Below are 19,414 nucleotides of genomic sequence, written 5' to 3'. Positions count from 1 at the left end.
GCCTTCTCGTTGCCAGGAGGTGCGGGTCAGCTGACCCGGACGAAGCCGGCGAGCGGCTGGGTGTTGATGCTCGACACCTGGACCGGTTTACCGGTACGTGGCGCGTGCACCATCACCCCGTTGCCGAGGTAGAGCCCGACGTGGTGCAGGTCCGAGCCGAAGAACACCAGGTCACCGGGGCGCGCCTCGGAACGGGAGACCCTACGGCCCTCGTTCCACTGGGCGCCGGTGAAGTGGGTCAGCGAGATGCCCGCCGCCTTGTACGCGTACTGGGTGAGGCCGGAGCAGTCGAACGAGTTCGGGCCGGTGGCGCCCCACACGTACGGGTCACCGACCTGGGCGCACGCCGTCTTGATCGCGGTCCGCGCGGCGCTGCTCACCACGCCGTCGATCTTGGGGCAGCCCGCCGGGCGGATCGAGGTCACCGGGAGCATGGCGGTCAGCCGCTTGATCTCCGAGTCGATCTGCTTCTTCTTCGCCGCGAGATCGTTCTGCTGCTTGATCTCCAGCGCGATCAGCGCGTCGAGCTTCTCCTTCTGCTTGTTGTACTCGTCGCGCACCTTGAGCACACCGGCGATCTGGCGGCGCTGGTCGTCGGCGATCCGGTCCAGCATGACCAGCTGCTCGGCCAGCGTGCCCGGCTTGGTGTTCACCAGCAGCGCGCCCAGCTCCTGCGACGGGCCCTGGATGTAGTACCGGGCCGCGATGTCGCCGACCTTGTTCATGGCGAGCGTGGAGGCCAGCTCCAGCGGCACCATCTTGTCCTTCAGCGCCTTGGACTTCTTCTGGTTGGTGCGGAGCTGCGAGCGAACCTTGTTGAACTGCTCGATGGTGGGTTCGAGCTGCTCCCACTGCTTGTCGATCTGCGCGTCGATCTCGTCCACCGACGGCGCCGCGTGCGCCGGGGCGGTCAGCATTCCGGCGCCGACCGCGGCGGCCGCGACCAGGGTGACCAGACGGCGTACCACCCGTTGGAACCCGGCCCGCCGACCGGGTGGAGCGCTCGGGGCGTGACGTTGAGGGGGCGTGGTTGCCACCGGCACGGACTCCTTTGCAACCGACCGCCGGGCGCCTCGCGAGAGGGAAGTTCGAGGCAGACGACCCACAGCGGTCGGTGCCTCACATTAGGGAAGGCGTCCGATGGAATCAAGGCGACCGTTTGTTCAATCACGTATCCGCAATCGATTGCACACCAAGGGTATTCATTTCACCTCCCGACGATGGCTGTCAATACGTCGTCGAGCGTCACCACACCCATCGGCCGGCGTCCGTCGCTGACCAGCACCATGTGGCGGCGTTCGCGGCGCATCGCGAGCAGCAGATCGGCGAGCGTACGGTCCGGCGGCACCACAGCCAGCGGCCGGTAGACAGCGGCCGGCACCGGCGCCCGGCGGCTCGCCCCGGCGTACCCGAGCACGTCCTTGACGTGCACGAAACCGAGCACCCGGCGGGTGGACCGCTGCACCACCGGGAAGCGGGACCGGCCGGTACGGGTCGCCAGCACCTCCAGCGACGCCGGTGAGACGTCCTCGGCCACCGTCGTCACCGTCGACCAGGGTTGCAGCGCGTCCGCCGCGGTACGGCTGTGCAGGGCCAGCGCGCCGGTGATCCGGGCGTGCTCCTCGGCGTCCAGCAATCCCTCGGTACGCGCCTGGGAGACCAGCCCGGCCAGTTCCTCGGCCGTGAACACGGTCTTCACCGCGTCGGTCGCCTCCACCCGCCACCACCGCAGCACCTGCCGGGACGCCCACTTCATCGCCAGCAGCAGCGGCTTGGTGGCCAGGCAGAACGCCAGCATCGCCGGGCCGAGCCAGAGCGCCGACGGCTCCGGCCCGGCCAGCGTGATGTTCTTCGGCACCATCTCGCCGACCACCGTGTGCAGGAACACCACCACTGCCAGCGCGATGACGAACGACACCGGGTGCACCGCCGAGGCGGGCAGCCCCAGCGCGGCGAACGGCGACTCCAGCAGGTGGGCGAGCGCCGGCTCGGCGATCGCGCCGAGGCCGAGCGAGCAGACGGTGATGCCGAGCTGCGCCCCGGCGATCATCAACGGGATCTGGTTCATCGCCGCCAGCGCCAACCGCGCCCGCTTCGACGTCGCCGCCAGCGGTTCGATCACCGTACGGCGGGACGCGATCAGCGCGAACTCGCTGCCCACGAAGAACGCGTTGCCGAGCAGCAACACCACCGCCACGAGTAGTTCAGGCACCGTCGTCGGGCTCCTCGGGGCGCACCACCCGCACCTGCTCGATCCGGTGCCGGTCGACCTCCACCACCGTGAACTCGTACCCGGCCTCGTCGACCGTCTCGCCCGGCACCGGGATGTGGCCGAGCCGCGCCATGAGGAAGCCGCCGAGCGTCTCGTACGGCCCGTCGGGCAGCCGGAACCCGGTCTGCTCGACCAGCTCGTCGGCGCGCAGCACACCGTCGGTCAGGACGGTCCGCTCGCCGCCGGGCACTGTCAGCTCCACCGGGCCGAAGCCGTCCACCGCGTCCGGGTCGAACTCGTCGGCGATCTCTCCGACCAGTTCCTCGACCAGATCCTCCACGGTCACCACGCCGTCGGTGCCGCCGTACTCGTCCACCACGATCGCCAGGTCCGCCCCGGCGGCCTTGAGCGCGGCCAGCACCCCGTTCAGGTTCAGGCTCTCCGGGACGTACACCGGTTCCCGGGCGACGGCGGCGACTGTGGTGGCGGCCCGGCGGGCGAGCGGCACACCCAGCGCGTCGGGCACCCCGGCGACGCCGGTGACCAGGTCGAGCGTCTCCTCGTACACCGGGAACCGGGTCCGGCCGGTCCGCCGGGACGCCTCCAGCAACTCGGCCACAGTCGTGGTGGCGCGCAACGCGGTCACGTCCACCCGGGGCGTCATCGCCTCGGCGGCCCGCTTGTCGCCGAAGCGGATGGTGCGGCGCAGCAGCATCGCGGTGTCCGGCGGCAGCGCACCGGCTCGCGCCGAGATGGCGGCGAGCAGACCCAGCTCCTCCGGGGAGCGCGCGCTCGCCAGTTCCTCCTGCGGCTCCACGCCGAGGCGGCGCACCAGCCGGTTCGCGGACTCGTTCAGCAGTCGGATCAGCCAGCCGAAGGTACGGGAGAAGGCCCGCATCGGCGCCGCGGTGGCGAGCGCGGCCGGCATCGGGCGGGCCAGCGCGAGGTTCTTCGGCACCAGCTCGCCGAACAGCATCGAGATGAGCGTGGCCAGGGCCAGCGCGAGCAGGCCGGAGAAGCGTTCCGCGCCGCCGAACGGATGCAGCAGCGGCGTGAAGATCCGGGCCAGGGCGGGCTCGGCCAGGTAGCCGGTGAGCAACGCGGTGAGCGTGATGCCGAGCTGCGCGCCGGAGAGCTGGAAGGACAGCTCTCGCAGCGCGCGGCGTACCGTGACGGCCCGGCCGTCCCCCTCGTCGGCCCGCCTGTCGATCTCCGCCCGGTCGACCGTGACCAGGGCGAACTCGGCCGCCACGAAGAACGCGTTGCCGGCGGTCAGCAGCACGAAGCCGACCAGGGGCAACAGCGTCAGAAGCAGAAGGCCGTCGATGCGCGTGATTGTGGCACGCGCGCGCCGACGGCGGACCCCCGTGGCGCGCGACGGCGGCGGCACCGCATGGGTGCCGCCGCCGTCGTGGTCCGGCTCCTGCCGGGTGTACGCCTCAGCTCGCGGCCGGCGCGACCTCCGGCTCACCGGCCGGGGCCTCCGGCTTGACCGAGCGCAGCAGCACGCTCGCCACGTCGACCACCTCGACGTCCTCGCCCGCGCCCTTGCCGTTCACGCCGTCGTTGAGCATCGTCGAGCAGAACGGGCAGCCGACCGCGATGGTCTTCGCGCCGGTGGACATGGCCTCCTCGACGCGGTCCACGTTGATCCGCTTGCCGATCTTCTCCTCCATCCACATCCGGGCGCCGCCGGCGCCGCAGCAGAAGGAGCGCTCGCTGTTGCGCGGCATCTCGGTCAGCTCGCCCTGGATCGAATCGCCGAGCACCTCACGCGGCGCGGCGAAGATCCGGTTGTGGCGGCCGAGGTAGCACGGGTCGTGGTAGGTCACGCCGCCGTCGACCGGCTGCACCGGGGTGAGCTTGCCGGCACTGACCAGGTGGGCCAGCAGCTGGGTGTGGTGCACCACCTCGAACTCGCCGCCGAGCTGGCCGTACTCGTTGCCCAGGGTGTTGAAGCAGTGCGGGCAGGTGGCGACGATCTTGCGCTTGCTCTTCTCCCGGCCCTCGAACGCCTCGTTCAGCGTCTCGACGTTCTGCTGGGCCAGCATCTGGAAGACGAACTCGTTGCCGATGCGGCGGGCCGGGTCACCGGAGCAGGTCTCGCCCTCGCCCAGGATGGCGAACTTGACGCCCGCCTCGTTGAGCAGCGTGGCCACAGCGCGGGTGGTCTTCTTGGCCCGGTCCTCGAACGCGCCGGCGCAGCCGACCCAGAACAGGTACTCGAAGTCGTCGACCTCGCCGACGCGCGGCACCTCGAACCCGAGGCCCTTGGTCCAGTCCTCGCGGGTGTTCTGCGGGGCGCCCCACGGGTTGCCCTTGTTCTCCAGGTTGCGCAGCATGACGCCGGCCTCGGAGGGGAAGCTCGACTCGATCAGCACCTGGTAGCGGCGCATGTCGACGATGTGGTCCACGTGCTCGATGTCCACCGGGCACTGCTCGACGCAGGCGCCGCAGGTGGTGCAGGACCAGAGCACGTCCGGGTCGATGACGCCGCCCTCTTCGGCGGTGCCGATCAGCGGCCGGTCGGCCTCGGCGAGGGCCAGCACGTCCATGTGGGCGAGCTGCGCCTCGGTGGCCTTCTCCTCGCCGGTCAGGTCCTTGCCGCCACCGGCCAGCAGGTATGGCGCCTTGGCGTACGCGTGGTCGCGCAGGCTCAGCACCAGCAGCTTCGGCGACAGCGGCTTGCCGGTGTTCCAGGCGGGGCACTGCGACTGGCACCGACCGCACTCGGTGCAGGTGCTGAAGTCGAGCAGGCCCTTCCAGGTGAACTGCTCGACCTGGGCGACACCGAACTGGTCCTTCTCCGGGTCGGCCTCCTCGAAGTCCAGCGGCTTGCCCTCGCTGGTCATCGGGCGCAGCGGGCCCAGGCCGGAGCCGGCCGGCTTCTCCGGGTCGCGCTTGAAGAAGATGTTCGGGAAGGCCAGGAAGCGGTGCCAGGCCACGCCCATGGTGACGTTCAGCGAGATCACGATGAGCCAGGTCATCGAGATGCAGATCTTGATGAGGGCGGCCACGCTGACGCCGGCCTCCCAGTTCGGGAGCACCGAGCCGACCGCGTGGCTGAGCGGGGCGGCCCAGACCGGGTACTCGAAGTGGTCGGTGGCGACCTTGAAGCCCCGGATCACGAACCCGAAGATCAGGACCAGCAGGACGACCCACTCGACGAAGTAGCCCTGCCACATGGTCGAGCCGGTGAACCGGGAACGGTTCTCCGCGCGGCCGGGCCGGTTGCGCAGCCGGATGGCCATCAGCACCAGGATGCCGACCAGGCCGAGGATGCCGATCCACTCGGTGACCAGACCGAAGATCGTCCAGTGCCCGATGATCGGCAGCCCGCCGCCGGTCGAGACCACCTCGAAGTAGGCCTCCAGCACCAGCAGCGACAGCACGATGAAGCCGACCATCACGAACCAGTGGGCGGCGCCGACCACGCTCCACTTCAGCATGCGGGTGTGACCGGCGGTCTCCACCAGCATCTTCTTGGTGCGCGCGCCCTTGTCGCCGAACCGCTCCGGCGCGGGCTGGCCGAGCCGGATGACGGCTGTCATCTTCATGACCGCGCGTACCGCAAGCCACACCGCCACGGCGGTGATGGCGGCCGCGAGGATCGTGGTGACGATCTGGACGCTGCCCATCGAGTTGGCCTCCCGGTCTGCTGCCTTGTCCGTGCAGCCTACGCGCAAGGTTACCCAGCAGTAACGTGAGTCTTCTCGCACCAGGCCACGCCGCCCTGCGCACACCTTAGGTGGAGCGGCGTCGAAGCGCCGGGCAGGGGCGGCGTGGCGTGAGCTACGCCGGGGTGGGGCAGTGCCGGATCAGCGCCAGCGGGAGAGCAGGATCAGCGACGAGACCATCGCGCCGAAGCCGACGGCGAGGTTCCAGTAGCCCCAGCTGGCGACCGGGTACGCCTGCTCGGACAGGTAGTAGAGGACCAGCCAGCCGATGCCCACCACGATCAGCGTGACCGCCGTGACCGGCAGCCAGATGGGGCTAGGCTTGCGCGTCGACGCCGTCGCCGTCGGACGCACGTCCGTCGGCGGGGTGTACACCTTCTTCTTGCGGACCTGAGACTTGGGCACGACGCTCTCCAGAGGGGGGTACGACCTCGTCCGGCCTGACAACCGGGCGCGAGGGCGACGGTCCATGGCCAATAATGTTCGACAGCTAGCGTAGTCCCGACGGACCGTCCAGGCCACGAATGGGGCCAGGCCGGTGCACTCAGTAACCGGAAAGAGCGGACTTTCCGGGTCGAGCAGGTCGGCTCGCACCGGCGCGGGCCGGAACGAAACGACGGGAAAGGGAACGCCCGGTGGAGTACACGTCCGGCGCCGCCTCCTGGCAGAAGGTCCTCCGCCGCGCGGCAGCCGCCCTGCTGCCCCGGCGCGCCCGCCAGCGCCGCCCCGGCTGGTCCATCGGCGTACCCCTGATCGCCGCCGCGGCCGGCCTGCTCTTCACCACCACCGCCACCACCGCGGGCGGCACGTCCCTGCGCGAGGACCGCCGGCCCCAGCTCACCCAGCTGATCGAGGACCGCCGCGAGGAGGTCGCCGCCAGCGAGGCGAAGGCCGCCCGGCTCCGCGCCGAGGTGGAGGACCAGACCGCCGCGCTCGCGGGCGCCGACGGGCCGATCAAGACCGAGCGGGACCGGGCCGCCGCCAGCCGCCAGGCCGCCGGATTCACCGCGCTCACCGGCAGCGGCGTGACGGTCGAACTGAACGACGCCGACCGCCGGCCCGACCAGCCGCTGCCCAAGGGCGCCAGCAACGACGACCTGGTGGTGCACCAGGGCGACGTCCAGGCGGTCGTCAACGCGCTCTGGGCCGGCGGCGCGGAAGCCATGTCAATCATGAACGTCCGCGTGCTCAGCACCAGCGCGGTACGCTGCGTCGGTAACACCCTGCTGCTGCACGGCCGGGTGTACTCCCCTCCTTTCAAGATCGTGGCAATCGGCGATCCCGCGGAACTCCAGCGGGCGCTCGCCGCCTCTGAGGGAGTGCGGGTGTTCAAGGAAGTGGCCGACCACTACCAACTCGGGTACGTCGAGCGCGTCTCCACAGTCACCGTGCCGGCGTTCGAGGACTCCACCGCGTTGCAGTCGGCGACGGTGCCCCGGTGACCGGCGGCGACCCCCGGGAACGCGCCGGCCACGACCGCCGGGAGGAGCCGACAGCGTTCCTCCCCCGGGTCGAGCGTCCGGCCCCGGCGTCGCCGCCCCCGCTCGACCTGCCCTGGCCCGACGCCGGCCCGACCCACACCGCTCCGGCCCGGCGCGGTCCGGACGCCCGGCCGCCCGTACCGCCGCCTCCCGCCCCGCCCCGGACGGCCCCGCCGCCTTCCGGTTCGCCCCGGACCGCCCCGCCGCCGCCATGGCCGGGCAGCCAGGCCCACCAGCCACCGAGCGCCTCCCCCGCCGAGTCCGACCCCCGGTTCCGGCCGCAGGCCGGCGAGCTTCCCCCCAGGGGTACGCCCCACCCGGCCGGCCCCGCGCACCACGGCTCTGCGCAGTACGGACCCGCGCACCAAGGACCGCCGGCCCGAGGACCGGCGCCCCGGGGCGGTTCCGCCGCCGGGATGCGCCCCGCCGCGCCCGGCGACGTCCCACCCACGCCGGGTGAGCGTCCCCCTCGACCGGGGCCGTACGGGCCGACACAGCAGAACCCCGTCCGCCATCCCACCGGTGAGGCGATCCCGCCCGAGCGCGGTGGTCGCGGTGGACAGCCACCGCAGACCGGCGCCCGCCCGTGGGAGGCCGGCGGACGCCCGCCGGAGGACGGTCGGCGACCGGCGGGGGGTGGTGAACGGCCGCCCGGCGTACCCCCTCTCGGCGGGCCGACCGGCGCGGACCGCAATCCTCCGGCCGACCCCGGGGCGACGACGGTGCTGCCCGCCGTCACCCGCCCACCCGCGAACCCCCACCTGGACGCCACCGGGCTGATGGGCGCGGTGCCCCCGGCGCCGGACACCGGCGACGGCGGCGGCGGCGAGCCGCCCGCCGAGCCGCCCCGCCCCCGGCGCGGCGAGCGGGTGGTGCAGCTGCGGCCCGAGCAGACCGGCGAGGGGTACCGCAGCGTCTACTCCGAGCTGACCCGCCCCACCGTCGGCTCCCGGCTGCGCACCGTCGTGCGGGGCACCGGCGAGCTGCTGATCACCTTCGGCCTGGTGGTGCTCCTGTTCGCCGGGTACGAGATCTGGGGCAAGGCGGTCATCGTCGAGGCCCACCAGAACGACCTGAACAGCCAGCTCGCCCAGGAGTGGGGCGCGACCGCGGATCCGACCGTCGGCCCGACCACCGGTCCGACGGTGAAGCCGAAGCCGCCGGCCAAGGGGAAGCCGGTCGCCGGTCTCTACATCCCCAAGTTCGAGAAGCACTGGGTGGTGGTCGAGGGGGTCAGCCCGGAGGACATCCGGTACGCCCCGGGCCACTACCCGGACAGCGCCATGCCCGGCGAGGTGGGCAACTTCTCCGTCGCCGGTCACCGCATCCGCTCCACTTTCTGGCGGCTGGACGAGTTGAAAACCGGCGACGCGATAGTGGTCGAGACCAGGACCGACTGGCTCGTCTACCGGGTCTATGACCAGCGGATCGTCAAGCCGTCCCAGGTGGAGGTGGTCGCGCCGGTGCCCGGCAAGGCGGGCCAGAAGGCCACCGAGAAGCTGCTGACGCTCACCACCTGCAACCCGAAGTTCGACAACTACCAGCGGCTGATCATCCACGCCCGGCTGGACCACACGCAGGCCAAGTCGGCGGGCCGCCCGGCCGAGTTGGAGGCGTGAGCCGTGTACTCGTGGATCTGGCGCAAACTGCCGTTCGGGCTGCCCGGCAAGCTGATCGGCTCGCTGGTGCTGGCCACCGCCACCGTCGCGCTGCTCTGGTTCGTGGTCTTCCCGTGGGCCGAACCGCTGCTGCCCTTCGACGACGTGCAGGTCACCCAGGACTCCGGCGTACCGGGTGACGGTGGGATCACCGAACCCACCGGGCTGCCCGGCGAGGAGGAGCTGCCGTACAGCACCGAGACGAACAACGCCCCACCCTCCACCCCGAACAGGTGACAGCGATGCGCGTACTGGTGATCGACAACTACGACTCGTTCGTCTTCAACCTCGTGCAGTACCTCGGCCAGCTCGGCGCCGACTGCGAAGTGCGGCGCAACGACGAGATCGACGTCGCCGAGGTGGGCCGCGTCGGCGCCGCCGGTGTCCTGCTGTCGCCCGGTCCGGGCAGCCCGGACCGGGCCGGCATCTGCCTGGACGTGATCCGCGAGTACGCCGGCAAGGTCCCGATCTTCGGCGTCTGCCTGGGTCACCAGGCGATCGGCGAGGCGTTCGGCGCGACTGTCGCCCGCGCGCCGGAACTGCTGCACGGCAAGACCTCGGAGGTACGCCACGACGGCGTGGGCGTGCTCGCCGGGCTGCCCGACCCGTTCACCGCCACCCGGTACCACTCGCTGGCCGTACTGCCCGAGACGCTTCCCGACGAGTTGGAGGTCACCGGCCGGACCGCCTCCGGCGTGGTGATGGCGATGCGGCACCGCACGCTGCCGATCGAGGGCGTGCAGTTCCACCCGGAGTCGGTGCTGACCGAGGGCGGTCACCTGATGCTGGCGAACTGGCTTGCCGCCTGCGGCTTCCCGGCGGCGCTGGAGCGCGCCCCGGAGCTGGCCGCCGAGGTCGACGCCCGCCGCCAGGCCGCCTTCTCCCCAGCCTGACCCACCCCGCGCCTCCCCCCTCCCCGCGGCCCCGCCCACCCCTTCTTCCGTCGATCATGAAGTTGGCGGGGACAAATCGGACGCTCGGTGCCGCTAACTTCATGGTCAACGGGAGAAGCGGGGCGGAGATGCGAGCGCGGCGGCGGCCCCGGGATCGGGGACGCCGCCGCGTCGGTCGGTCAGGTGAAGGTCAGCGGTCGGTACGTGTCGGCGCGATGGTCGGGAACGGGAAGCCGCTACCGCCGCCGTTGCCGCCACCACCGTTGCCCGGCGTGCTCGGCGTCGTGCTGGGGGTGACGCTCGGCGTCGGGCTCGTGGGCTCCTCCTCGCGCGGCACGTCGACCCGGATGGTCACCCGCTCGCCCTTGGCCAGGCTGGTCCCGGCGCGGGGCGACTGGCTGCTGACCTTGCCCGCCTCGGCCGGGTCGACCTCGTCGCCCTCCTGGACCCGGACCTCGTAGCCGGCCTCCTTGAGCCGCTGCGTCGCCTGGTCCTCGGTGTAGCCGCGGACGTTCGGCACCTCGCTGACGTTGCCCCGGGAGACCTTGAGTGTCACCTTGCTGCCCTCGGCGACCGGGCTGCCCTCGTTGGGCGACACGGAGACGACCTGGTCCTTCGGCGCGCTGTCGTTCACCAGCTCCACCACGGGAACGAGTTTCTGCTCGCGCAGACGCGTCTCCGCAGCGTCCCTGGTGCTGCCCTTCAGGCCGGTGGGGATGGTGACCTGGCCCGGGCCGGTGCAGACGTTGACGGTGACCTCGGTGTCCTTCTCCACCCGCTGGCCGAACGACGGGCTCTGGTCGACCACCGAGCCCTTCTCGCACGTGGTGTTCTGCACCGGATCGCCGGCGGTGAACCGCAGCCCGGCCTGGGTGAGCGCCGCCTGCGCCTCGGCCTGCGAACGGCCCACCAGCTGCGGCACCGACACCTTCTCGTTGCCGGCCTGGTTGAGCCAGAGCGCGGTGCCGAGCGCGATCACCGCGAGCACGCCGAGCGCGGCGAACGCGGCGATCACCCAGGACGAGCTCTTGCGCTTGCCCGGATCGCCGACCCGCGCCACCGGCTGCTGGCGGGTCTGCGGGCCCATCATCTGGGTCTGCTGCGCCTGGTGGTAGCCGCCACCCGCGGCGGCGCCCATCGGCATGGTCTCGTCGGCCGGCATCACCGGGGTGGCGAGCACCGGCCGGCCGGCGGCGGCGCGGAGCAGGTCCGCCCGCATCTCGCCGGCGCTCTGGTAGCGGTTGAGCGGGTTCTTCGACAGCGCCTTGAGCACGATGGCGTCGACAGCGGGGTTGACGTCCGGGTTGATCGTGCTCGGTGTCGGCGGCTGCTCCCGTACGTGCTGGTACGCGACGCTGACCGGGCTGTCCCCGACGAACGGCGGGTGGCCACAGAGCAGCTCGAACAGCACGCAGCCGGCGGCGTAGACGTCGGAGCGGGCGTCGACCGCCTCGCCGCGCGCCTGCTCGGGGGAGAGGTACTGCGCGGTGCCGATGACCGCGCTGGTCTGCGTCATCGTGGTGGCGCCGCTGGCCAGCGCCCGGGCGATGCCGAAGTCCATCACCTTGACCTGGCCGGTCTGGGTGAGCATCACGTTCCCGGGCTTGATGTCCCGGTGGATGATCCCGTGCCGGTGGCTGAACTCCAGCGCGGCGCACATGTCGGCGCAGATCTCCAGCGCCCGGCGCGGCTGGAGCCGCCCCTCGACGCCGAGAACCTCCTTGAGGGTCCGGCCGTTGACGAACTCCATCACGATGAACGGCAGGGTCTCGCCCGTGGGCGCGGTCTCCTCGCCGGTGTCGTAGACGGCGACGATGGCCGGGTGGTTGAGCGAGGCGGCGTTCTGCGCTTCGCGGCGGAACCGCATCTGGAAGGTGGCATCCCGGGCCAGATCGGTACGGAGCATCTTGATCGCGACATCCCGCCCGAGCCGGAGGTCACGGCCGCGGTGCACCTCGGCCATGCCGCCGTAGCCCAGCAGCTCGCCGACCTGATACCTGCCACCGAGCAGGCGGGCCTGCGCTGTCATCGCGTCTCTCGTCCTTCGCTCGTCGTCGTACCGCCGCCGGCCGGCAGGAGGCGTACCTCACGACGGTACGACGTGCGGACCGGATAGTCGCCTCCGTACGGCTGCACCGCGCCGGAGGTCACGCTCACACTCGCCGGAGCGGATGCGGTAGCACCGTATTTCCGGTACAGGAACGAAATCACGCCCGAGCAGAGGATGACCAGTACGGCCACCACGATCGCGGTCGTCCACAGCCCGGACCGGGAGCGCCGGGGCGGTGCGGCGGCGGGCGGTCGTGCGTACCCCAGGGGGTTGTGCTGGGGCACGGGGCGTGGCTGCGGGACGGGGGCCGCGCCGCGCGGCGCCACCGGCGGGCGGGGCTGCGGGGCGGGGTGCGCGACCACTGCCGGGCGCGGCGCGGCGAACGGCGGGTGGGCCGGGGACACGGGCGGCCGGGGCTGCGGACGCGGGGCGGCGGCCGGCGGCTGCGGACGCGGCACGGCGGTCGGCACCTGCGCCCGCGCGACCGGCGCGGCCGGCGAGGCGGGTACGCCGGAGATCGGGTGCCCGGCGCGTGCCGCCTGGGAGAGCGCGAGCTTGGCCTGCCGGGCGATGCTCGCCAGCGCGGCGGCGCTCGGCCAGCGCGCGGCCGGGTCCTTCGCCATGGCCCGCTCCACGATCGCGCGGACCTGCGGTGGGATGTCGGGCGGAAGCGCCCGCGGAGCGTCCCGCACGTGCTTCATGGCGATTTCGAGGGGGTTGTCACCCTCGAACGGGCGGCGGCCGGCCAGGCACTGGTACGCGACTACGCCCAGCGCGTAGACGTCCGAGGCGGGGGTGGCGACCGCGCCGGTGGCCTGCTCCGGCGAGATGTACGAGGCGGTGCCGAGCACCGAGCCGGCGGCGGTGAGCTGGCCGACCAGGTCGGAGCGGGCGATGCCGAAGTCGGTGAGCACGAGCGTGCCGTTCGGCCGGACCAGCAGGTTGCCGGGCTTCACGTCCCGGTGCACGATGCCCTTCTCGTGCGCCGCGTGCAACGCGTCCGCGGCCTGCGCCAGCAACGCCATCGTACGGGCCGGGGTCAGCCGGCCCACGCGGCTGAGCGTGGCGGAGAGCGCGTCGCCCTCGACGTACTCCATCACCAGGAACGCGATGTGCTGGTCGCTGCCGAAGTCGTAGACGTCGACCACGCCGGGGTGGTTGATGGTGGCCATGGTCCGGGCCTCGCCGCGGAACCGCTCGGCGAAGCCCGGTTCGTCCAGCAGCGCCGGGAGCAGGCTCTTGACCGCGACAGTACGGCCCAGCACCTGGTCGGTGCCGCGCCACACGTCGCCCATGCCACCGCTGGCGATCCGCTCGTCGAGGCGGTAGCGGTTGCCGAGCTTCACTCCCGGGCCGAGCACGTCAGCGCCTCCCGGAGTCCGCGATGGCCGCCGCCATGATCCGGCCGGCGATGCGGGCCGCCTCGGCGCTGCCGCCGCTGCCCGCCTGCTCCAGCTCGACGCAGACCGCGGAGAGCGGCGTGCCGTCCTTGTCCAGGGCGAAGCCGATGAACCAGCCGTGGTCCGGGGTGTTCGGGCCGGACTCGGCGGTACCGGTCTTGCCGCCGACCACGAAGCCGTCGATGGCAGCCCGGCGGCCGGTGCCCTCCTTCACCACGTTCTGCATCATGTCGCGCAGGTCGGCGGCGACCTGGCCGCTGATCGGACGCCGCAGCTCGCGCGGCTGGGCGGCGTCGTAGACGGTGGTGCGGTCCGGCCCGAGCAGCTGCTTGACCAGGTACGGACGCATCTGCTTGCCGTCCTTGTTGGCCACGGCGGCGGCGATCAGCGCGCCCTGCAACGGGGTCATCCGCACGTTGTTCTGGCCGATCGACGACTGCGCCAGCGCAGCCTGGTCGGTGCTGCCGTCCGGGTTCTGCATGTCGCCGGTGCGGCTGGCCGCCACCGGCAGGCCGCCCTCGCCGAGCTGGCCGACGTTGAGGTCCTCCTGCTCGAAGCCGAACTGCTTCGCCTTCTCCTTGACCTTGTCCGAGCCGAGGCGCACGCCGAGCTGGGCGAAGCCGGTGTTGCAGGACTCGGTCACCGCCTCCCGCAGCGTCACCTGCGACTCGGGGCAGATCGACGGCGCGGCGTTGCGGATGGGCTGGCCGGCGCCGGGCGCGGTGTAGCTGGAACCGGCCGGGATGCGGGTCTGCTGCCCGACGCCGTTCTCCAGCGCCGCCGCCGCCATGATGACCTTGAAGGTGGAGCCCGGCGGCAGCGTCTCGGACAGCGCCCGGTTCGCCAGCGGCCGGCCCTTGTCCTTCTCCAGCGTGTTGTACGCCCGGTCCGCCTCGGTGCTGTTGTGACTCGCCAGCGGGTTCGGGTCGAAGCTCGGCATGGAGACGAGCGCCTGCACCGCGCCGGTACGCGGGTCGATCGCGATGGCCGCGCCCTTGGTCGCGCCGACCTGGTTGTCGTTGAGCTGCTTGTACGCCGTCTCCTGGGCCCGCTTGGAGAGCGTCAGCAGCACGTTGCCGCCACCGGTCTCGTCACCGGTGAACATGTCCTTGATCCGGCTGGCGATGAGCGCGTCGCTGGTGCCGGCCAGGAAGTCGTTCTCCACCCGCTCGATGCCGCTCGCGCTGCCGTTGACCGGCTTCCAGCCGAGCACGTGCGCGTACATCTCGCCGCCCGGGTAGGTGCGCTGGTACTTCAGCTCACCGCCGGTCTCCTTGCTCAGCGCGTACGCGGTGCCGCCGACCTCGATGTTGCCGCGCTTGCGGTCGTACTCGGCGACCTGGACCCGGCCGTTGTAGTCGCTGTTGCGGTACTCGTCGGCCTTGTAGGCCTGGATCCAGTTCAGGTTCGCGAAAAGCAGCCCGAACAGGACCATCACGACCACGCCGACGCGGCGCAGGGGGGCGTTCACGGCCGGATCACCTCCGTCGGGGCGCCGTGCAACTGCTCGGGCGGGCCACCGGCCGGCCGGGCGGCCGGGCCACCGGCGCCGGTCACCGGGCGGCGGGCGCCGTCGGAGACCCGCAGCAGCAGCGCGATCAGCAGCCAGTTCGCCATCAGCGAGGAGCCACCGGCGGACAGGAACGGGGTGGTCTGACCGGTCAGCGGGATGAGCTTGCTGATGCCGCCGACGATGACGAAGACCTGAAGGCCCAGCGTGAACGCCAGACCACCGGCGAGCAGCTTGCCGAACGAGTCCCGTACCGCCAGCGCGGCGCGCAGGCCCCGCTCCACGATCAGCAGGTAGATCACCAGCAGCGCGGAGAGACCGAACAGGCCGATCTCCTCACCGATGCCGGCGAAGATGAAGTCGGTCTGCACCTCGGGCAGCAGCGCCGGCTGCCCGCCGCCCGGCCCGGCACCGAACAGGCCGCCCGTGCCGAGCGTGAGCAGGCCCTGCACCAGCTGGTAACCCCTGTCGTACGGCTCGGCGAACGGGTCCAGCCAGATCTGCGCCCGGTCGTAGAAGTTCGCGAACGGGCCGCCGACGGTGCTGCCCAGCAGGTACGCCAGGTAGGCGCCGCCGAAGAACAGGATCAGGCCGATGAGCAGCCAGCTCACCCGCTCGGTGGCGATGTAGAGCGTCACCACGAACATGCCGAAGTAGAGCAGCGAGGTGCCCAGGTCCTTCTCGAAGATCAGGACCAGGAGGCTGATCAGCCAGACCACGAGGACCGGGCCGAGGTCACGCCCGCGCGGGAAGTCGATGCCGAGCACCCGCCGGCTGGCGAGCGAGAGCACCTCCCGCTTGCGCACCAGGTAGTAGGCGAAGAACGTGAGCAGGGCCAGCTTGGCGAACTCACCCGGCTGGATGGAGAAGAACGAGCCGAACTTGATCCACAGCTTGGCGCCGTTGATCTCGGAGAACCGGCTCGGCAGCACCGCCGGGATCATCACCAGCACGATGCCGGCCAGGCCCAGCGTGTACGCGTACCGGGACAGCGAGCGGTGGTCGCGCAGGATCGCCAGTAGCGCGGCTGCCAGCATCACCGCGAGCAGCGTCCAGGCGAGCTGCCGGCCGCCCGTACCGGCGAAGACGGCCAGGTCCTCCCGCTCGGCGGGCGTGGCCTTGGCCAGGTCGTACCGCCGCAGGAAGCCGACACCGATGCCGTTGAGCAGCGCCACCGCGGGCAGCAGCGCCGGATCGGCGTACGGCGCCAGCCAGCGGATCACCAGGTGCAGGCCGAGGAAGACCAGCCCCAGCGCGGCGGCCGGGATCCAGAAGTCGGGCGTGATCGTGTCCAGCGCCTTCGCCTCGACCATCGCCGCGTACGCCGCCACGAGCACCATGGCGAGCAGGAGCAGGGACAGCTCGGCGTTACGCCGGGACCGGGCCAGGCGTACGCCGGACTGCTCGCCCGTCGAAGCGGGCGAGGCGGCCGGTACGGCGGCTGCGGTCACGGATACGTCCTCGGGATCGAGCCGGCACTCACTCCGGCGACCGGCAACCCGCCGGGTCGGCCGGCGGAACGGTGTCGGAGGGTACGGCGTCGGGCGTGATGGTCGACGTCGGCGACGGCGCGCCGGGGGTCGGCGAGCCGGCGGGCGGCGCGGACGGTGTGGGGCTGCCGCTGGCCTGCGGGTTCAGCGCGCCCGTCGTCGTCACCGGGGTCGGGCTGGTCACACCGGGCGACGGGTCGGGCGGGCAGAGCGGCTTGAGGTTCGGGTTCGCCGGGTCCTCGCTGGTCAGCTCCGCGAGCCGGCGCTCCGCGTCCGGCTCGTTGCGGGCCTGGATGCCCTGCTTCACCCGCTCCTGGGCGGCGAGTGTGAGGTCGTCGAGCCGGGCCTCACTGCGCTCGTGCACGTTCGACAGGTCCAGCCCGGCGACCTGGCCGGGCACCCCGCGGAAGACCGCGAGCTGGCCGTCGTCGGTGGCACCGACGTAGTACTGCCGCTGGGTGTACGTCCACCCGCCGAACGCGCCACCGCCGACGATCACCGCGAGCGCCAGCACCATGGCGGCGGTACGCAGCGGCCGGCGGCGACGCCGCTCGGGCTCGTCGTCGCGGTTGTCCACCGGTTCCTCGGGCGCGGGCGGCCGGGGGGCGGACAGCGCCGAGGCGCGCGCCGCCGGGGTGGAGTCGTCGGCGGAGGTCGCCATGCCCCGGTCGCGGGCGGCGGCGCCGCCGACGATCGGGGACGCCTCGACGATGTCCTGGTCGGTGGCGTCGGCGATGATCACGGTGATGTTGTCCGGGCCGCCGCCGCGCAGCGCGAGCTGCACCAGGCGTTCCACGCACCGCTGCGGGTCGGGGTACTCCCGCATGGTGTCCGCGATGGTCTCCGCGCTGACCACGCCGGAGAGCCCGTCGGAGCAGATCAGGTAGCGGTCGCCGGGCAGCACCTGGCGGACGCTGTACTCCGGGTCGATGTCGCGGCCGTCGAGCGCCCGGGTGAGCAGCGAGCGCTGGGGGTGGCTGCTCGCCTCCTCCGCGCTGATCCGGCCCTCGTCGACGAGCATCTGGACGTATGTGTCGTCCTTGGTGATCTGCGCGAACTCGCCGTTGCGCAGGAGATAGGCCCGCGAGTCACCGATGTGGACCATGCCGAGCTTGCTGCCGGAGAAGAGGGTCGCGGTGAGCGTCGTGCCCATCCCCTCCAGCTGCGGGTTGGCGTCCACGGTGTCGCGGAGCTGCTGGTTGGCGGTGCCCACGGCGGAGCGGAGCGCGTCGACCAGGGCGTCACCGGGGACGTCCTCGTCGAGTGGCGCCATGGCACCGATGACGATGTTGCTGGCGACGTCACCGGCGGCCATGCCGCCCATGCCGTCGGCCACGGCGAGCAGCCGCGGTCCGGCGTAGACGGAATCTTGATTGCCGTCTCGGATCAGACCGCGGTCGCTGTGGGCCGCGTAGCGCAGGGTCAGAGTCATGGCCGTAATTCGAGGGAAGTGCGGCCGATCCGGATCGGCACGCCGAGGGGGACGGGGGTTGGTCCGGTGACCTTAGCGCGATCGAGATAGGTGCCGTTAGTCGATCCGAGGTCCTCGACGTACCACTGCCCGTCGCGGGGCAACAGCCGGGCGTGTCGCGCCGAGGCGTAGTCGTCGGTGATCACCAGGGTCGAGTCCTCGGCGCGGCCGATGGTGATCTGGGCCTCCCCGAGCGTGATCCGGGTACCGGCGAGCTGACCGGCGGTGACCACGAGCTGGTGGGCGGCCCGGCCGCGCTTGGCCTTCGCCGGCTTCCCCGGCTGCCCGGTCGACGCGCCGATCCCCCGCGGCGCGGCCACGAGCCGGCCCGACCTGGCGCCGGCGAAGAGGTCCCGGCGGATCACGCCGACCACCGTGAACACGAAGATCCACAGCAGGATCAGGAACCCGAACCGGGCGACGGTGATGACGAGTTCCGGCAACGCGGGTCAGCCGTCCACGCGGAAGGTCAGCGTCGTGGTGCCGAGCTGGATCATGTCGCCGGGGTTGAGGGCGACCGCCGAGACCCGCTGGCCGTTGACCATCGTGCCGTTGGTGGAGCCCAGGTCGGTCAGCACCACCTGGCCGCCGTCGAAGTCCAGCCGGGCGTGGCGCCGGGAGATGCCGACGTCGGGCAGGCGCAGGTTGGCCTGGTCGCCGCGGCCGATCACCGTCGAGCCCATCTGGAGCGGGTAGGTGCGGCCGTCGCCGGAGACCAGGCGGACGTTGCGGCCGCCACCGTGACCGGGCGGAGGGCCGTAGCCGCCACCCTGGTCGTACGCCGGGTACGCCGGGCCGGCGTCGTAGCCGCCGGGCGCGGAGACCGGGGCGACGTCCCCACCGGTGTAGACCTCGGCGGTGACCCGGAACATGCCGGTGTCCAGGCCCTCACCGCGTTCGACCTCGACGATCACGTCGCCGTAGACCGTCCACGCCTGCTCGCCGATGAACTCGGCCTGCGACTGGGCCAGCTCCTGGGCCAGCGCCGCAGCGTACGGCGCCAGCCGACTGTGGTCGTATGGCGAGAGATCGATCACGTAGCGGTTGGGCACAAGGGTGCGCCCACCGGCCAGGATCGCCTTGTGCGCCTCGGCCTCCCGCTGCATGGCGTTGAGGATCTCCACGGGGTGGACCACCCCTTTGAAGACCTTGGCGAAGGCCCCCTCGACCAGGCCTTCCAGACGCTTCTCGAAGCGTTGCAGCACGCTCACCGGCTCCTCCTCGGGTCCCGAGGCAATGATGGTATCCGGACACCGCCTCCGCAGCTCACACGCCGCTCGGCCGGCTGCCGTCGGCCCGTTCGTGACCAGGCCCGCGGACGTGCTAAAGTTTCGCCCGCCACGAGCGGTGATCGTTCGTGGCGTGGCCAGTGGACAGCGTAATATGTCCCGGCACCCGCCGCAGATGGCGGGCGCGGGATGCGATATGGTGTTCCGGGTCGTGCCACGGGGATGTGGCGGAATGGCAGACGCGCACGGTTCAGGTCCGTGTGTCCGAAAGGACGTGGGGGTTCAACTCCCCCCATCCCCACCAGAACAAGGGCTCCGCACATCGCGGGGCCCTTGCTTCGTA

16 protein-coding genes and 1 tRNA gene are annotated in these 19,414 nt (G+C 71.9%); 5 read left to right on the top strand and 12 right to left on the bottom strand.

What is annotated here, in order from left to right:
* Window positions 1-26: 26 nt before the first annotated feature.
* The 5 genes from GA0070562_RS01375 to GA0070562_RS01355 all read right to left on the bottom strand — a co-directional run bounded on the left by GA0070562_RS01375 (window position 27) and on the right by GA0070562_RS01355 (window position 6,294).
* Window positions 27-1,037 (bottom strand): C40 family peptidase, encoded by a 1,011-nt coding sequence (locus GA0070562_RS01375; RefSeq protein ID WP_091415995.1) that lies wholly within the window; start codon window positions 1,035-1,037, stop codon window positions 27-29.
* A gap of 170 nt (window positions 1,038-1,207) precedes the next feature.
* On the bottom strand, window positions 1,208-2,212 hold the full coding sequence (locus tag GA0070562_RS01370) for a hemolysin family protein (protein WP_091413702.1): 1,005 nt from the start codon (window positions 2,210-2,212) through the stop codon (window positions 1,208-1,210).
* Window positions 2,205-3,512: a hemolysin family protein gene (locus GA0070562_RS01365; protein ID WP_091415992.1), complete on the bottom strand. Its 1,308-nt coding sequence runs from the start codon at window positions 3,510-3,512 to the stop codon at window positions 2,205-2,207. Before GA0070562_RS01365 ends, GA0070562_RS01370 begins: the two co-directional genes overlap by 8 nt.
* A gap of 139 nt (window positions 3,513-3,651) precedes the next feature.
* The gene (locus tag GA0070562_RS01360) at window positions 3,652-5,850 is read right to left on the bottom strand and encodes a (Fe-S)-binding protein (protein ID WP_091413700.1); all 2,199 of its coding nucleotides are present in this window, start codon (window positions 5,848-5,850) and stop codon (window positions 3,652-3,654) included.
* A gap of 180 nt (window positions 5,851-6,030) precedes the next feature.
* Window positions 6,031-6,294, bottom strand: coding sequence for a cell division protein CrgA (locus tag GA0070562_RS01355; RefSeq protein WP_018785565.1), 264 nt, complete (start codon window positions 6,292-6,294; stop codon window positions 6,031-6,033).
* Between the two features lie 230 nt (window positions 6,295-6,524).
* Between GA0070562_RS01355 and GA0070562_RS01350 the strand changes: the two genes are divergently transcribed.
* The 4 genes from GA0070562_RS01350 to GA0070562_RS01335 all read left to right on the top strand — a co-directional run bounded on the left by GA0070562_RS01350 (window position 6,525) and on the right by GA0070562_RS01335 (window position 9,921).
* Window positions 6,525-7,331 (top strand): DUF881 domain-containing protein, encoded by an 807-nt coding sequence (locus GA0070562_RS01350; protein ID WP_091413698.1) that lies wholly within the window; start codon window positions 6,525-6,527, stop codon window positions 7,329-7,331.
* Between the two features lie 761 nt (window positions 7,332-8,092).
* Window positions 8,093-8,989 (top strand): class E sortase, encoded by an 897-nt coding sequence (locus GA0070562_RS30970; RefSeq protein ID WP_091413696.1) that lies wholly within the window; start codon window positions 8,093-8,095, stop codon window positions 8,987-8,989.
* Between the two features lie 3 nt (window positions 8,990-8,992).
* A complete protein-coding gene (locus GA0070562_RS01340; protein WP_091413694.1) occupies window positions 8,993-9,265 on the top strand; it encodes a hypothetical protein in 273 nt (90 codons plus the stop codon).
* A gap of 5 nt (window positions 9,266-9,270) precedes the next feature.
* A complete protein-coding gene (locus GA0070562_RS01335) occupies window positions 9,271-9,921 on the top strand; it encodes an aminodeoxychorismate/anthranilate synthase component II (protein WP_091413692.1) in 651 nt (216 codons plus the stop codon).
* A gap of 190 nt (window positions 9,922-10,111) precedes the next feature.
* On the opposite strand, the gene pknB is transcribed toward GA0070562_RS01335, so the two are convergent.
* The 7 genes from pknB to GA0070562_RS01300 are packed head-to-tail and all read right to left on the bottom strand — an operon-like array spanning window position 10,112 to window position 19,080.
* Complete coding sequence (gene pknB / locus GA0070562_RS01330; RefSeq protein ID WP_091413690.1) at window positions 10,112-11,950, bottom strand: Stk1 family PASTA domain-containing Ser/Thr kinase; 1,839 nt, start codon at window positions 11,948-11,950, stop codon at window positions 10,112-10,114.
* Entirely contained in the window at window positions 11,947-13,332 is a 1,386-nt protein-coding gene (locus GA0070562_RS01325) for a serine/threonine-protein kinase (protein WP_091413687.1), read from the bottom strand. The genes pknB and GA0070562_RS01325 overlap by 4 nt, the downstream gene beginning before the upstream one ends.
* 1 nt (window position 13,333) lies before the next feature.
* On the bottom strand, window positions 13,334-14,842 hold the full coding sequence (locus GA0070562_RS01320) for a peptidoglycan D,D-transpeptidase FtsI family protein (RefSeq protein ID WP_091413685.1): 1,509 nt from the start codon (window positions 14,840-14,842) through the stop codon (window positions 13,334-13,336).
* Window positions 14,839-16,332 carry an FtsW/RodA/SpoVE family cell cycle protein gene (locus GA0070562_RS01315; RefSeq protein ID WP_091413683.1) on the bottom strand — a complete coding sequence of 498 codons (1,494 nt, stop codon included), beginning with the start codon at window positions 16,330-16,332 and terminating at the stop codon, window positions 14,839-14,841. The genes GA0070562_RS01320 and GA0070562_RS01315 overlap by 4 nt, the downstream gene beginning before the upstream one ends.
* A 28-nt stretch (window positions 16,333-16,360) precedes the next feature.
* Window positions 16,361-17,803: a PP2C family protein-serine/threonine phosphatase gene (locus GA0070562_RS01310; RefSeq protein WP_091413682.1), complete on the bottom strand. Its 1,443-nt coding sequence runs from the start codon at window positions 17,801-17,803 to the stop codon at window positions 16,361-16,363.
* Entirely contained in the window at window positions 17,800-18,285 is a 486-nt protein-coding gene (locus tag GA0070562_RS01305; RefSeq protein ID WP_091413680.1) for an FHA domain-containing protein FhaB/FipA, read from the bottom strand. Before GA0070562_RS01305 ends, GA0070562_RS01310 begins: the two co-directional genes overlap by 4 nt.
* A 6-nt stretch (window positions 18,286-18,291) precedes the next feature.
* Window positions 18,292-19,080 (bottom strand): FhaA domain-containing protein, encoded by a 789-nt coding sequence (locus GA0070562_RS01300; RefSeq protein ID WP_026267912.1) that lies wholly within the window; start codon window positions 19,078-19,080, stop codon window positions 18,292-18,294.
* A 209-nt stretch (window positions 19,081-19,289) separates the two neighbouring features.
* On the opposite strand from GA0070562_RS01300, the gene GA0070562_RS01295 reads away from it, so the two are divergent.
* Window positions 19,290-19,375: transfer RNA gene (locus GA0070562_RS01295), tRNA-Leu, on the top strand.
* Window positions 19,376-19,414: the final 39 nt, after the last annotated feature.

The organism is Micromonospora tulbaghiae (assembly GCF_900091605.1).
In the GTDB taxonomy this organism is placed as follows: Bacteria; Actinomycetota; Actinomycetes; order Mycobacteriales; family Micromonosporaceae; genus Micromonospora; species Micromonospora tulbaghiae.
Note: the sequence above shows the minus strand (reverse complement) of the source record. Positions and strands in the feature narration are given on the sequence as shown.

Excerpts from the sequence above, each read along its gene's own strand:
- pknB (WP_091413690.1), bottom strand. The coding sequence starts at position 11,950 with ATGACAGCGCAGGCCCGCCTGCTCGGTGGCAGGTATCAGGTCGGCGAG.
- GA0070562_RS01310 (WP_091413682.1), bottom strand. The coding sequence starts at position 17,803 with ATGACTCTGACCCTGCGCTACGCGGCCCACAGCGACCGCGGTCTGATC.
- GA0070562_RS01360 (WP_091413700.1), bottom strand. The coding sequence starts at position 5,850 with ATGGGCAGCGTCCAGATCGTCACCACGATCCTCGCGGCCGCCATCACC.
- GA0070562_RS01335 (WP_091413692.1), top strand. The coding sequence starts at position 9,271 with ATGCGCGTACTGGTGATCGACAACTACGACTCGTTCGTCTTCAACCTC.